The organism is bacterium (genome assembly GCA_021158245.1).
Classification (GTDB): domain Bacteria; phylum Zhuqueibacterota; class QNDG01; order QNDG01; family QNDG01; genus QNDG01.
The window spans coordinates 1-16,422 of record JAGGVB010000195.1 but is presented as its reverse complement, the minus strand read 5'-3'; the positions used below and the strand labels follow the sequence as shown (position 1 = coordinate 16,422).

Here is a 16,422-nt window from a genome sequence, read left to right as displayed (position 1 = left end):
ATTATATAAATTATCACTATAAGATAATCAACTATTGCCATGTCTCCTCCTTGCCAGTTTATTATTACAAGCAGTATTTGATAAAGTAAGATTTATTAGAATGAGCAGAAATGAATATCTTCAGTGTTTTATCCGGACTGTTATATATCCATCTTTCTGCAAATTTTTTGTTCTTTTTTGAAATAATTCCTTTGTTTACGGAAACAAAAACAGGTTTGGTTTTAACATTGTGTATTTTCAGCAAATATAATCTAATATCAGGCTTATTGGAATATGTTCCCGTACAAGGCCCTATATAAACATTTACAAGATTAACTTCTTCTTTCAGATAAAAAAATGTTGTTGCGTACATTCCTGACATATATTCATTCGTTTCACAGTCATCTTCATACAGAGTAAATTTCGAATACCCTTTCGGATAAAAATCTACAACAAGAGTATCTCTGTTAAGCTGCTTGTTTGGAGAAGAGCTGTAAAGCTGCGGAATAATTGCGCCGTTTCTTATAAATACAGGTATTTTGTCCAAAGGAGCGCTTACTTTTTGTGTACTTTTGCCGTAAAATATTTTGCCGCTCCAGAAATCAATCCATTCTCCCTCAGGGAAATATACATCGCGTGTTCTGACACCTTTTTCAAGTACAGGAGCAACAAGGAAATCATCACCCCACAGATATTCATCGGACATATTTAAAACTTTCTCATCATCAGGATAATTGAAAACCAGAGGCCTTGCAAGAGGCCATCCTTTAATATGGTTGAGGTAGGCAAGGGAGTAATTGTAGGGTCTAAGTTTATACCTGATATCAATATATCTTCTCGCAATCTTTTCTGTCTCTTCGCCAAAAGACCACGGCTCTGTACCTTTTTCAACTCCATGTGCACGCATTATCGGGGAAAATGCACCAAACGCTATCCATCTCGCATAGAGTTCGGAATCAGGTTTTCCCACATAACCTCCGATATCCGAATGCATGAACCCGACACCGGACATACCCATTCCAAGCATTATTGGAATCTGGCACTTAAGTCCTCCGAAGCTTCTGTCCACATCGCCTGACCACGGGAAGGTGCCCCATCTCTGCATTCCTGCAAAACCGGATCTTGTCAGCATAAAAACGCGTTTGTTCGGAAAATCCGATTCATATCCTTTAAAAAGAGTTCTGCTCCATATTAAATTATAGATATTATTAATCGTGCAGGATCTGCCTTTCAAATAATTCATTTCAGGAGGATTTGATTCAGGTTCTCCCAAATCCGTCCACCATCCGGCAATTCCGGTCTTAATAAGAGGGACGTGCTTTTTCCACCACCATTCAGCTGCTTTCGGATTTGTCATATCAATGACAGCACACTGTCCGGCCCAGGTTGAATCAATTAATGCAGAGCCGGATTTATCGAATCCAAAATATGATAAAGAATCGGCCTCCTTAAAATTTGTCGATTGAATATTTACATATGGTTCTTCTATCAAAACAGTTCTAACACCTGAAGAGAGAAAATCCTCTACCATTGAATTCGATCCAGGCCATAATTTCTCATCCCAATTCAGTGCACCCATCTTCTGCATTCCGCCGAACCAGTACAGATCGAGAATCAAAGCACTTAAAGGTATTCTTTTTTTAATAAATGAATTTACAATATCCCTGGCCTCTTTTTCGTTTTTATACCCGTATTTTGACTGTAGGTAACCCATTGCCCATCTGGGCGGCATGGGCTGTCTTCCGGTCAGCCATGTATAATTGGAAAGAATTTTTTTTATACTATTGCCGATAATCATATAAAATGAAAGATTCCTCTCATTAGCGCTGAAGTAAAAACAATCCTTATCAGAATTGCCGAGATCGAAAAATGACGGTTTAAAGGAATCAAAATAGAGCCCGTAACCTGCAGGATTAATGAAGAAAGGAATATTTATACTCATTACCGATGTTTCTTTTCTGTAGCCATAAACCTGGGTATTGTACATTCTGAACTTGTATCCCCTGCGGTCAAAAGGCAGACACTTTTCTCCGAAACCGTAAAAATGGTCGTTCTTCTGCATTTTAAAGGTTATCCTAACGGATTGTCCGGAAATTTTAACCATTTCTTCCTGAAAACCTTCTAAAATTGTATTTCCCTTTTCATTTACAACTTTTATTGACAAAGGATTTGTATTTACTTTCAAATTTACTTTTTTATATGAAATGGAAATTGCATTTCGGCAGGATTTAATTTTTAAACTATCAAGGAGTAACGCATTTTTATAAACTACTTCGGAAACACTTTCATTTTCTGCATCTTTCCCGGATATTGCAAACCTGAAAATATTATCTTTTAAAAAGGATATGGAAATATCAACAGAATCAAACTTGACAATTATTCTGTTATTTTTTACAAAATATTCCTGATAATGGCCGGCTCTGTATGAATTCTGCCCAAAAAGAGAGCCTGCACACAGCAGGAGAATTATAATAATTTGTGTATATCTTTTCATTATCTGCTTAAAATTAATTTCTTAACATTAATAATTTTATTAAACCTGAGAACACATAAATATATCCCGCTGCTGACACTTAAACCGCCGTCATCCCTGCCATTCCATGATACTGAATAAAAACCAGGGTTTTGATGCTTGTTAATAATTGTTTTTATCCTCTGTCCTCTTATGTTAAAAATTGAGAGTTCAACCTCTCCGCTGCACACAATATTGTAATTGATGGCAGTCTCTCCATTAAAGGGATTTGGGAAATTCTGCATAAGTTGAAATTCTGCAGGTAAATGTTTTTCATTATCCTGTTTAAATCCGGTTTTGATTTCAGGCAGAATCAAGGAATCTTTTGTACAGGAGATTGTAAATACAGCAACATCATAAGGCCCTAAATTCACACTTAGTGTATCAAGTTCTTTCCCCTGTTCCATGATTGAATTATTGTTGTATAAGTCATTCAAAAAGTACTTGTTATCACCGGAATATACATGTGAAAATTTGGCCCAATTTGCCAGATTCAGGTTAACCTGAACATCTGTCCGGGAAGGGCCCATGTTGATTACAACGAGTCCGTTTCTGTCTTTCCACGGCCTTGCAAAAGCAAAAACTTTAGAATCCGAGGTACTTAAGCGCGGTATAACATTTTCATCTGCACTGTTAATTTTATTATCACCATTCGTATCTTCAGGCTGGTGTCCGAATGCAGGGAACTGTTTTCTTATCTGGGCAAGTTTCTGATAATGGACGAGAATCTTCTCTCTTCCGGATAAATCCCATTGTACGATTGAACGTGCAAGATACTCCTTTGATCCGGTCATTTCATAACCCATTCCCACTTCCTGCCCCTGCCAGATCATAGGGATTCCGGTTGATAGAAACATGGCTGTTGATACGGGTATTGTTTTGTTAATACTGTTGTACCTGTATGCCACACGTAATTCATCATGATTTTCAAGAAATCTTAAAAAATATGAATTTTGCCCGGGCCTGAATCCGCTGTTATACAAAACTCCATCCAAAGATACTACAGACGGGAATGACGCAACTGTTCCGCTGAATACCCAGTCATACGCAGCGTCTATTCCTCCTCCCTTATCAGCATACTGAGCCTCTGTACCTTCTCCGGTACCTGAGGTCTCTCCGAGGAGGAAAATGTCGGCTTTTTGCTTTCGCAAAGCTTCCCTCAAATGGATATCAAAATCTTCTCTTCCGTAACGCCTGTGAGGCCCCCAATAAACGTCAAACCTGAAACCGTCTATGTTGTACTCCTGCAGCCAATATGTATAAACATCCAGCATGTACTTGCGGGCTTCATCATCTGACCAGTTCCAGTTTAAGAGTGCACTTGAAAATCCCGTATAATAAACAATGCCGTCCTGAGATACTGTCTGGCCCAGGCCGTTATCATTATGCGGGATAATTTTGTGCTGAAAAAAGTCATAATATCTGCTGTAAATACCTTTTGAACGTACATCAAGGGCAATAGGATGTGAACGGCTGACATGATTAGGTGTAACATCAAGAATGACCCTAAGACCTCTTCTGTGCGCCTCTTTTACAAATTGCCTGAAATCTTCTGAGGTTCCGTAAGACGGCTCTATTTTATATAAATTAATTATATTATACCCTATATTTGTATTTCTGTCAATTTCTCCCTCAACATCCATGACAGGCAGTACCCAAATAACATTAAATCCCATATCTTTTATATAATCAAGCTTTTGTGTTGCTGCTGCAATCGTAGCTTCAGCAGTAAAAGATTTAAAAAACAATGAATAAATACGCGTATCTCTTACCCATTGAGGAACAGCAGCATAATCAGGAAAAGTAACAGTTGAATCACGGTTCACAGTAAAAAAATTTACAGCAGAACCCGAATCACCATTTTCATCGTAAATTGTCAGCTTAAATGAATAATCTCCCGGTAAAACCGGTTTTGGAATTCGTACGGTGCGCGTTGTACAAGACTCAGCTTCTTCAATAACAAGAGAATTTGTATCCTGATTCTTCCAGATATATGACAATTTTTGTCCGTAATGATACTCACAGATGCCATTTAGCAAGATATCATCCCCCTGAAGCTCAAAATCTATTCTCGCTGCCGGTTTTTTTGAAACAGGATAAACCAGATTTAAAGTATCTGAATATGATATGGCCCCAGCAGTGTCTTCCACAATCACTTGATATTGATTTCTTCCATGCGATGCTGTTATCGCATATTCATACAGTCCTGAAGATTTTGGTGTAAAATTAATCGGGTACCGGCCGATTTGATTGAACGTAATTTTCTTTACTGCTTTTTGGGATGTTTCAACTTTCCATCTTACATTATAGACAGGAGCAAGAAGACTGTCGATATCCGGAGTTACAAAATACACACCTCCTGCTTTAACTGAGAATTCAGTTGAATCGCAAAATGACAACCCGTTTAAGGTTTTAACCTCAATCCTGACAGAATGCAGTCCGTTATTAAGATAGGGCAGTTTTGAATGAACAATGGATAACTCAGGTATAAAGATATCATCAACATTCCCGTAAAACACATTATCAATGAAGATTTCCGACTGGTTAGTAAGAATGGAATCCTTTGCATCAATACACAGACTTGCACTGAAAACAGGCCGGGAATCATTAATAATTGAACCGTTCCCCGGTGCAATCTCAAAAATAAAACCTTTTTTTATATGGAGTACTGAATTATTGTAATTAGAAGAATTCTTTCCAGGATTAAGAGGATCAGTAATCCATGCATAATCTGTTCCCGAATCATTGTAGTGTTCGTAAAACTTGTATTCGTAAGTACTCCCTTCCGTAAGATCTTGTTTTTTGACATAAAGGCACAGCGAATCTATAAAGGTCATCTGTGATAGCGATCCCAGATAAATCCGTCCGTTTGAATTAGGCCCCCAGTTGTTAAAAGTACCAGGAACGAATGCTCTTACAACGTTTTCTCCTGAAGGATAACAGCAGAATGTAACTGATACGCTATTCTGAGAAAAAACAGGTGTATTCAGAATAATCAAAAGGAAAATATAAACCCTGATTATTGTTTTTTTCACTGCTTTTATCAAAACTATTTTTACCTTCCTGGATTATTATTCTCTGCCTTTTTAAAACAGGGGAGAGAATTTCATCCCTCCCCTGTTATCTGATCGGATTTTAATTTAAGCGAATAATTAAATCCAGCCTATTTCATCAATACCATCTTGTGCGAAACTTTGAAGCTTCCTGCTTCAATGCGGTATATATACATTCCTGAACTTGCACTCCTTCCTGCATCATCTTTACCTGTCCAGCGAACTGTATATGCTCCTGCTTTCTGGTTTGCATTGACTAATGTAGCAATCTTGCGCCCCAGCATGTCGTAAACAGCAAGATTAACCTTTTCCGCTGATCCCAAAGTATATCTTATTGTTGTTTCGGGATTGAACGGATTAGGATAGTTGTTCTGCAGAGAGAAAACATACGGCACTATTCCATCTTCTTCAACACCAGTTGACGGGCCCTGATTATCATAATCCCATGCACTGTAGAAGGCAGGATTAATGCTTCCGAACTGCGAAGCAATGGTATAGGTATTCTGAGTATCGTCAATATTTTCAATATGATTATTTCCGTATCCGCCTTTACCGCCTTCATTATCACCGCCGCCGATTCCAAACTTGAATTCCTGGCCTATGACATTATTTGTGCTATCTTTGTAGAATTGAATCTGGAGAGTAAAAATACTATCCCCGGCAACAGCATCGCCATTAGTGCCGTCATCAAACATCTGATGAGCTGCATCTGACATAAGGCCGGGGCCCCATGTCCCCCAGCCGCCGCTTGCAGGGCCGTTGATAGCAGCTCCAAGGATCATTACAGAATCCGGGTCTGATATATCAAGGTTTCCCTGAATATCATCAAGAGTAGCACCGGCTTTGAGCTGATAAATAGCAGGCCGCACATCGCATGTAAATGTAACAAGTACGTCCTGGCTTAAAGTCTGAGTGTTTCTGAAAAGCGGCATTCTGTGCAGGTCTGTCTGACTATCGGAAATATCCTGTACTGTCAGAGATTTTGAACTTATATCAGCAGCTCTTCTTTCTGCCTCACCTGTAGTCTGTCCTGCATAGTAGAAGTTATAATAAACCTCTCTGTATTCAATACCGTTCTTAATCAGATAATACTGATAATCCAGGTCAGACCCGACTGAACTAATAATTGTATCAGTTGCAGCATAAATATTTGTAAATCCCTGGCGTACCATTTGTTTAATACTAACCGCTGACGCTGTTCCAAAGTAACCGGACCTGACTTCAATTGTATCGCCGTAAGCAAATCCGCGGTTTGTAATTGCTTTGCTCATATCTGCCTGGAAATTAACAATTACAGTATCCTGATGATTCACTATAATTGGTTTATGATCATCAAACCAGAACCAGTGAGCAGTCGTATCATCTGCACTGACACGCACAACATCCTGATGATCCGAGTTATACACCATATTTCCCCAGTCCTCGCTCAAATCAGCACCTGCATTGTGAACAACTACTTTGTATTGAATACTTCCTCCAATATATGTATTGGGCACATGAACAGCTCCTGAGTAAAAATAGCCTCCTGAATATCTCTGGCTGCCGCCATTAACATGATTTGTTTCTCTTGTTAACGGATATGTGGTACCCCAGGAAATATCCCCGGTTTCTCCCCAATCACTTGTATTTGATCCTCGTAATCCTATTACCTGAGTATTCGGATTAAAATCATCCCATCCCTGCATATTTACTCGAACATATACGACAGCAGTAGTATCATTTGTTTCATAAGGCGCTTCGAACTGTGTTGCTCCCTGCTTCCAGCCATTTACAAACTGGAGGTCTAATGTAGTGTCAACACCACCAAGTACTAATTGACGATTACCTCCTGCCAGATCGCCTTCCCAGCCTTGATGCTCCCATCCTGCTCCCGCATATACAGTATCATGTTCCGCGTTAGTATAGAATTTGTATTCAATTGTTGTGTTCGCAGGAAAAGCATACGTACCCTGCCAGTAATCTCCCCCGACATTATGGAGAAAAATCGCTGAGCCGCCATCCCATGTTAAATCTCCGCCGCTTCCTCTTAATTGTACAACAGAATTCGGACCTAATGTATCTGGTACGGCTGCTGTATTTACCAGAAAAGTAACATTCACGGTTTGTGCATTAAGAGCAGCAACTGCAAGCAGTAAGACTAAAACTGCCAAAAGAGTAAATCTTTTCATTTCCTACCTCCTAAATTGTCAAATTCCCCTGTTTTCATATAAACCACGTATTAATTTGAATTTCTCACCTCCCTCCTGAAAAAACCTTAAAATTTTACTGATGCTGAAATCATTTTTATATTTTCAAAAACTCCAAAATCCATATAAGTATAATCAACGCACCATGTATATCCGCCGGACATAGGGACATTTACTCCAATACCTGCTGTAAACCCCTCTTCTGTTTTTTTCATAAACAAAGATTTATACCCGCCTCTCAGGAAAAACATATTATTAAACGAAAACTCTCCGCCGACATTAACACTTCCGGAGTTATTGCTTGGACGGAACGCATCTGCTGCTAATGTAATTTTGTTCCTTGCGATTTTGACAACATCCATTGATACGCCTACGCGGAAAAACAGGGGAAGAGGCCATGAATTGGTTTTCAGATTCCCTACAATGGTTTCGTTATCTCCCAAATGATCAGGATCAATATCAATTCTCTTTAAAAGATCCTTTCCCTGCATTCGCATATCATTACCAAAATTTGAAATACTCATGCCTATCTTCATGTCCTTAAAATCAGTAATAAAAAGCAGCCCTACATCAATGGCGAATGCTGATGCCGATTCATTCCAGAGTTTTTGCTGAATGTATTTTGCACTGCCGCCTATTGAAAATCTGTCAGTCAGCAAACGGCTGTATGAAAGAGCAAGAACAAGGTCTTTTGCTGTCCACATCTCACCTGTTCCCTCAGGATGATAAACATTTGTCACTTCCTCCTGGCCGTAATCAAGCTGTGTAATACTCAAACCGACAGCATTGGAATTGTCAAGTTTAATTACCAGGCCAATCCAGTTCAGATTTGTATCAACAATCCAGTTAGTATGAGAAAAAACAAACTGGGATTTTCCCATCCTCGCAATACCGCCCGGATTATAATACAAAGCAGATGCATCATTTGCTAATGCTGTAAAAGCGCCTCCCATTGCAGCAGCACGTGAACCAATTCCAATCCCAAGAAACGCTGCTGATGAAGTACCCACTTTTGACTGTGCTTCAATTTTCTGCACTGCAAGGCTTCCGGCCAGAATCACAAGCAAGAAAGTTATTTTTTTTATCTTATTTTGCATGGATATCTCCGGGTTATCTGACATAACCGATTATTTAATTATTCCCAATTTCCCGCGCTTAACTCCTGCAGGAGATTCTACAACGTAAAAATAAATACCTGAAGCAACATCAAGATTCTCTTTTGTTTTAAGATTCCAGGATAAAGTGCCGTTAAACATTGAACCGTCCTGTTCAAGAGTAATTACATGCTCACCCATTGCAGTGAATATATGGACCTTTGAATTCACAGGAAGATGTATAAAATCTATTTTTCTTTCACCGCGCCCGCTGGTTATTGCAGGCGGTAAAGGCAGTTCATGGGCAGTTGCAGAAACATAAGGATTGGGTACGACTTTTATCTCATCCATTTGACTGGATGCAACTGAATTATCAATACTCGGTGTTTCAGTACTGAATTCAAAAATATCTCCGGCTCTGAACGGTTTTTTTATTTTGATAGTTAAGGTATCTCCTGTACCAAAGGAGTATGTAGTATCAGTGAGGCTTGTAAAAAATATATCCCATGTAAAAAATGTCTTACCAGGTTCATATCCCTCTACAAATATCAGTTCATCATAAGGAGAAAGAACCTGATTTCTGTCAGTATCATTATAGATAAAATCAATAAACTTCCGGTCAGTCTTATTCCAGATGCGGAAATTAACCGGAATCGGTTTTACAAAATACTTTGTCATTTCAAGAGAAGTATCTACAATTGCATCATTAAAAATAATCTGATAATCGGAAGGATGTCTTAACCCAAGCAAATGTTCTGAACCGAAATATGTATCAATTATATTTACCGTAAAATTATAGCCTTTGTTCGGAGTACTCCATTCTGATGCTAAAGTATCAAGTATAACATTCCACTCATTCTGGAAAGAGAGGAAAATTCCATCGAAGTTATATGTATCCTTTGTTTCCCCTGCATATGGGCTCTTTTCCATATACAGGCTTCTGTATACAGGGTAGTATTGGTAAGTAATAGAATAGCTTTCTCCATAAAGTAAATCACCGTTATTTTTGCCGCGTATTTTTCCATTCACATAATCAATATTTAATTTACTATCAGGGACATCCTCACCGTTCTGATTTGTAACTTTTACAGAACTTTTTATTAAATGTTTATGAGCCAGCCTTACATAAAGAGTGTCCTTGCTGTAAAACAACTCTGTTAATCCGGTCAAATCGCGAACTGAATAAGATGTGGTAATTGGTACAAAGTATTCGGCTGCATCGAAATAATCCAGATTGGGCTCTCCTGAATCAGGTAAACCATTATTTTCGGTATCGTCTGTGTCATTTGAATTTGGAATACCGTCCGTTCCCACGTCGTCTTTAGTCTGATCCCAATTATCATTATTGTCAATTCCGTCATCCGAAGTATCAAAAAATTCAATTCTGTATTTATGCCCCGTCAAAGCTTCTTCATCAACAACCTTATAATAAACAGATCCTGTGCCGATGATATTATCTGAATTTATTTTAACACTGCCGTCAGGAGGTTTATAACCAATTACAGGTGCATTTGGAATAACAACAGCTGTATTCTGAAATGTTTTTACTTCTCCTGAGGGCAGGACATCAATTCGTTTGTCACACTCTTTGGGGAAAATATTTGTTTCTTCATTTCCTCTGTCATAAGACACAACAGCATAGAAATACCGTCTCCCGTTTTCAACATCAGTATCAACGAAACTGTGCTTTAAACCGCTGTTTTCACCAAGATAAAAAGATGCTCCTTTGCTCTGCTGGAATAAATCTTCACCTGCTCTGAAATACCCCTCATACTCATCTTTTACATCAAACTGGGCAAGAGGTTTGTACGATATTTTAGTACCGCTTGCATCTGTTACATCAAATACTTCATTGAAATTATGGTCAGTAGCTTTGTATATTTTGTAACCCTCAAAATCATATTCATGCAAAACAGGATCATAAGATTCTTCGGATTTTCTGTCCCAGTAAAGAGTTACCTTCCCATCTCCGGGTACAATCTTCAGTTTCGGTTTATCCGGGGCAGGCGGGAATCTATAATCACTATCGTATATTTTCTGAACTGTTTTTCTATTGTTCATTAAATCAGTAATATCCATATCAGGCCCGCCGCCATCACCGTAAACAAGTGCAAGAGAAAACCGCTGAGTCTCTCCTGCCCTGAGAGGAAAGTATCCTGAGCCGTAAAAAAAGTCTCCGTCCTCACCCCGCTGAGGTTTATTGTTAACTATTGATTCAGGTACTTCAAAATGCCCGGGAGAAAGACGTTTCCATAAATCCTCATCATCAGCCATTGAAAAATCATTTGACGGAGTAAAATATTCAAAACTTGTAAGGCCGATCTGATCTGATTCATCAACATCCGTCTGATCAAAATTGGGCTCTCCGGGAGTGGGGATACCGTCTCCTTCTCCCCTGTCGTTTGTACCCATAATCCCGTCTGCTCCCACATCGTCATACTCGGAGTTCCAGTCACCATCATTGTCAATACCGTCATCGCGTCTTTCATCAATCAAGGGATCATTCACACCTATTCCATTGATATAGTCCTTGTGGCGTACAGGGCTCAATATATCAATCAGAGTATGCCCTTTTTGATCCTTCCTGATCTGCCTGTAATGAAGATAATAATTTTCATCTATCAGTCCGTCAAGATCATTATCTATTCCATCGTAGGCATTGGGATTAATGGATTGCTTCCCGTCCTTAAAAATCACATTACCTTCAGCAAGTTCAGTCTCCCCCGGTACTATACTAATTGCTGCATGCTGGCCTGTTGTTGTACCTCTTGTTACAAAAGTAGTATCATAGTTTGGCACTTCCACTACTGTTCTGTTGTAGTTATCGTCAATAAGAACAACTTTGTCACCAGGCATGATTACACTGCTCTTAAAATCATCCTCAGAGAAAAACGGGCCTGTGCCGTGTATATAAGGATTGCTGTCAGAGTCATGGTCATTGTCTATTCCGTCGTAAGGATTGCCTGGACTTTCGAGAAATGCATAACCTACGACTCCAACATCTCCAACCCAGCGCGGATTTCTGCTGCAGTTGTCATCATAATCTGCAGTAAAAGTCAAATCATTCTGAACATCAAAAAATGAATAGTCGTCATCATATTCATTGTAATTTTCAGTAGATGTTACTCCCACATATGTGCCTACAAGCATACCGAAAACAACTTTACTGTAATCTGTTGTACTTGTGTTTGTTATTTCATAAAGCCAGAAAATACAATCCTGAGCCAAAAAATCCGACCACTGCATCGCACGGACTTTTACAACGAGCCCCAATCCATTTCTGGACGGATCAGCCGCATCAGGCTTAAATGCCACATGCCATTTATTATTTTCAGAATAATTAAATTCCTGATCGTTATTGTCATCCATTACAAAATAACACTCTTCAGATGCTGTTGTAGTTTTTCCGAAAAAGCCATTCCATGAACCCGGCCAGCCTGCATCTTCAGGATCGTTCATTTTATCAGGCCAAAGACTCGGCCATGAAGCAGGATCACTGAAAAGCGAAACGCCTTCTTTCCCTTCATTGATATATCCTGCAACAGGTTCAAATCCCCAATACTGCCCCGATGGCGACAACTCATGCTGTTTTGTCGGCCTGTCAACGGGGCATACAACAACAGAGTGGAATGTCTTATCCTGTGAAACAACTTCAGCACCAACCAAAGGGCTTACGTCTCCTATGTAGCCGTCGTTGTCATAAATCCAGGCCCCTCTGTCGCCTTTCTCGGCAGGCTGTCCGATTACTCCCCAGTTACCAAATACAGTCTTCACCAAATTCCCGCGCATTACTGAAGAACGCCTGTATTGCCTCCCGCTTTGGGCAAATATCGAACTGAAAGAGAGTAACAAGAGTACAATAATGGTTCTGTTTAATATTTTATTCATTATATAAACTCCGTACTAAAAAGAATATGTAAACCCTATCTCAACTCTTCTCGGCTGAGAATAAAATGCTGCATTTGTAAACCATTGATTAAGAGAATTTATATACTGCGAAGGATTGGTTGATGCTGCTGTTAATTCATCTGTAGTAAATCCTGCGCGGCCTGTATCATTGTATACATTAAGCTCATTTAAAGTATCAAACAGATTGAAAACTCTCATAAACAGAGTCAATTTACCTGATCCTATTTTGAAATCCCTGTAAGCCCTTAAATCAACATTGTACGTTCCCGGTTTTCTCTCGCTGTTTGTAAGAAGGGTGGATATGTCTGTAGTAGCTCTCGGTGTGTATGGAAATCCGCTTCCCCACTGCCCGAGAAGGCTGAAACCCCAGTTCTTATCACTGTATGAAAAAGATGCATTAACAGTATGTTTCTGATCCCAGTTTAAAGAAGTAAGCTGAACTTCAGGAAGGGTTCCGCCTGCAAGCGCATTCCGTGCCTGATCAGGATCTGAATTAGTGCCTTTTGCAATCTGCATGGTATAATCAACTGACGCACTGAACTTATTTGAGAATCTTTTATCAAGAGCCACAACAATACCTCTGATAAATCCGAAATCACTGTTGATGAATTTACTGTACTTTGCAGCTCCTCCGAAAAGTACTATCTCCTTAGCCCTTGTTCCTGTAAGGTTCCTCACATCGCGAAAATAACCGGTTAAGGATAAAGCTATATCATCACTCAGCATCTGCTGAATCCCCAGCTCTCCGCTGATGGTCTGCTCCGGCTCAAGGTCTGCATTGCCTATAATTCCTACATTACCCGTTCCTGATCCGAGCTCAAAATCAGGGTTCTGATAAAGCAGCTCAAACCTTGGTACCTGGAAAAAGTGGCCGTAGGAAAAATGGATAACTCCCCCTTCGGTAATAGGGAATGAAAAGCCTATACGGGGACTAACCTGAAACTTGCTTTTTGCTCTGCCGTACCAATAATTTTCCCTCTCTGAGATAGTGACTGCAGGTTCTCCTGCATCCCATATTCCGTTGCCTTCCGTACCGTCAGCATCGTGAGTGTTGGGCACTCCGTCACTTCCCCAATCGTGATATCTGTTTTCAGCACGTATAGGATTTGTAATAGTCGGATCGCTTTCATCATTAAGTACAACTCCGTCAGGAGAAAAATAGTCGAATCTGACACCGATATTTACAATCATATCTTTAAATTCCATCTTATCCTGAATATAAGCGGATATAGCTTTTGGATGATGAACATATCTGCTTGAATAAATTGTACTGTCAGGCATTACGCGTGTCTTTATATACGGGTTGTCAAAAACAAGGTCTATCTGAGACTGATTAACAGAGGGCCTTAAAGAGATATCCTGTTGAGATACTTTATACACCCTGTATTCAACACCTGTTTTTATCTGGTGCGTATTAGTAATCTGGCTTGTCAGATCTCCTTTGAGAACAGATGTTCCTGTTTCTCTTTGGAAATTAGTATTAGATGTTCCTCCTGTTTTAAATGAATAAGCCTGCTGCAGAGAAAAATCAGGATGAACATATCCGGGGTCATGCATGTCTTCGTAGAGATACCTTTTAAATCCTTTTGTATAATGAGAGAAAGCTATTTTGTAAAATGTCCTGTTGCTTATTGTATGGACCAACTGCACAATATGTGTTTCTCCGACACGGAATTTACTTGTTGCGCCGTCAGGATTAAGCAGAAAATCTCTCTCATAGTCATTGTATCGGACATTATCATATATAAAATTATACGTTAACCGCAAAGACGGAGTAATTCTGTAAATCAATTTTGCCTGTGCATAGAATTTTTTATTCCAGTTCATGGGTACATAGGCTCCGTCGCCTTTACCGTTTTTATGATTATTTCTAAGCATGTTGTAATAAGTGTAGAAACTGTCAGGAACAGTTCTTTTGGAGTCCGGCAGCATCTGCCATGTGACAAGAGAATCAATTTGCCTGTTAGTACCCAAAATATACTGGAAACCACGAAGATTATTCACGGGGTCTGTAACTTTACTGGAGGCAAAATAGTCAGGGGCGTTTTCTTCCAGCCAGTCACCATTGATCCCCTGCATTGCAATTGTTGAAGCTTCCGGATTGTATTTGCGTTTACCATAAAGCCATCCGTCTGATCTGTATGAACGTGCATTCACATAGAAAAATATTTTATCTTTGACAATCGGGCCGTGGATACTTGCTTCGATATTTTTCAGAGCAAGGGGATTAATATCGTTAATACCCATGAATATTGATTCATGACTGCTAATGTGATCGCCAATATAAGAAGTGAAAGAGCCTCCGAATTTATTATTTCCCTGTTTAGTTGTTATATTAACTATACCTGACATCGCCTGCCCATATTCGGCATTAAAGGCTCCGCTTACAACCTGCAGTTCCTGAACCATGTCTTTATTTACTTCAACCACAGAACTGCCGTCATAAACATCTGTTACGGGAACTCCGTCTATCCAGTAACTTACTTCTCCGCTCCTGCCCCCGCGTACATGAAGCCCGCCTCCTGCATCACGAACAATTCCTGCCTGCAGTTGAACAGCTTCTGAAACCTCAGAGATTGGAAGAGACCTCATTGCAGCTGCATCAACAACAGCCGTGGAAGCGGTTAAATCTTTTACAACCATTTCTCTCTTTGCTACAATAGTAACGCTTTTCCCTGTTTCAACTACTGCAGGATTCATAGAAATATTTATTGTAGTAGTCAAGTCAACCGAAACCCTGACATTTTGTATTCTAAGAGATTTATAGCCCATCATAGTTGCACGGATAGTATAAATTCCCGGCGGTACATTAATTATATAGTACTCTCCCTTTAAATTAGCTGCTGCGCCGAGAAAGGTATTTTCCAGTATAATATTTGCGCCGATCAAAGGCTGTCCCGTTGTCCCGTCAGTAATTATTCCTCTTACTTTGCCGGTTGTTCCGGCAATTAAATAGTGGGTAGATGTTAAAATAATCAGAATCGAAAGAAGGGATGAAAAAAGCAACGCATATCTTTTTTTCATTAGTCATACCCCTGTTTAATGCAATAAATTTTAAATTAATTACTTCAGCATGTATCTCGAATTATAAGTTCAGGTATAAATTTTTTATGAAAAACACCGGATATTTGTCCGGATATTCTCTGCAGAAGTATTTCAACAGCCATTTTCCCCATCTCAAACATGGGCTGTTTCATTGTGCTTAATCCAATGGCCTCGGAAAATTCTATATCATCAAATCCGATTATAGCTATATCATCAGGAACTGTTAATTTATGTTCACGTATGGCCTTCATTGCACCGACTGCCTGAATATCGCTTGAAACGAATACAGCAGTAGGCCTTTCTTCCCCAAGCATTAAAAGTTTTTTCATTGCACTATAACCAGCTTCTCTGCTGAAACCGTCGCTTTTTTCATCAGAATCACTGATCACAAGATATTTTTTATCAAAAGGAATATCTTTGTCTTTAAGTGCTGATTTATAACCTTCAAGCCTGATTTTTGCGGGAGTGCTTTTCAACTGCGCATCTATCATGCCTACACGTTTATGCCCAAGATCAATTAAATGCTTTGTAGCTGCATATGCACCCTTTTTATTTTCTATAAAAAATGAATCCATGCTGGAATGAAAAGAATCTACAAGTACTATGGGAAGATTTTGTTTATTAAATTCTATGGCATAATTATC

General features: G+C 39.3%; 7 protein-coding genes. All 7 read right to left on the bottom strand.

Going from position 1 to position 16,422, the window contains the following annotated elements:
- Positions 1 to 64 precede the first annotated feature (64 nt).
- Complete coding sequence (locus J7K93_11545) at positions 65 to 2,473, bottom strand: glycoside hydrolase family 31 protein (GenBank protein MCD6117643.1); 2,409 nt, start codon at positions 2,471 to 2,473, stop codon at positions 65 to 67.
- Positions 2,473 to 5,526, bottom strand: a complete 3,054-nt coding sequence (locus J7K93_11540) for an alpha amylase C-terminal domain-containing protein (GenBank protein MCD6117642.1) — start codon at positions 5,524 to 5,526, stop codon at positions 2,473 to 2,475. The genes J7K93_11545 and J7K93_11540 overlap by 1 nt, the downstream gene beginning before the upstream one ends.
- A 128-nt stretch (positions 5,527 to 5,654) precedes the next feature.
- Complete coding sequence (locus tag J7K93_11535; protein MCD6117641.1) at positions 5,655 to 7,712, bottom strand: T9SS type A sorting domain-containing protein; 2,058 nt, start codon at positions 7,710 to 7,712, stop codon at positions 5,655 to 5,657.
- Positions 7,713 to 7,798: 86 nt separating this feature from the next.
- Entirely contained in the window at positions 7,799 to 8,827 is a 1,029-nt protein-coding gene (locus J7K93_11530; GenBank protein MCD6117640.1) for a PorV/PorQ family protein, read from the bottom strand.
- A gap of 30 nt (positions 8,828 to 8,857) precedes the next feature.
- Positions 8,858 to 12,712, bottom strand: coding sequence for a hypothetical protein (locus J7K93_11525; protein ID MCD6117639.1), 3,855 nt, complete (start codon positions 12,710 to 12,712; stop codon positions 8,858 to 8,860).
- Between the two features lie 15 nt (positions 12,713 to 12,727).
- Entirely contained in the window at positions 12,728 to 15,757 is a 3,030-nt protein-coding gene (locus J7K93_11520; GenBank protein MCD6117638.1) for a TonB-dependent receptor, read from the bottom strand.
- Between the two features lie 44 nt (positions 15,758 to 15,801).
- Positions 15,802 to 16,422, bottom strand: a 621-nt coding sequence (locus tag J7K93_11515; GenBank protein ID MCD6117637.1) for a substrate-binding domain-containing protein, incomplete at its 5' end; no start/stop codon positions are given.

What these genes read in the sequence shown, in the direction of transcription:
- J7K93_11530 (MCD6117640.1), bottom strand. Translation starts at nt 8,827, where the DNA reads ATGCAAAATAAGATAAAAAAAATAACTTTCTTGCTTGTGATTCTGGCC.
- J7K93_11520 (MCD6117638.1), bottom strand. Translation starts at nt 15,757, where the DNA reads ATGAAAAAAAGATATGCGTTGCTTTTTTCATCCCTTCTTTCGATTCTG.
- J7K93_11545 (MCD6117643.1), bottom strand. Translation starts at nt 2,473, where the DNA reads ATGAAAAGATATACACAAATTATTATAATTCTCCTGCTGTGTGCAGGC.
- J7K93_11525 (MCD6117639.1), bottom strand. Translation starts at nt 12,712, where the DNA reads ATGAATAAAATATTAAACAGAACCATTATTGTACTCTTGTTACTCTCT.
- J7K93_11535 (MCD6117641.1), bottom strand. Translation starts at nt 7,712, where the DNA reads ATGAAAAGATTTACTCTTTTGGCAGTTTTAGTCTTACTGCTTGCAGTT.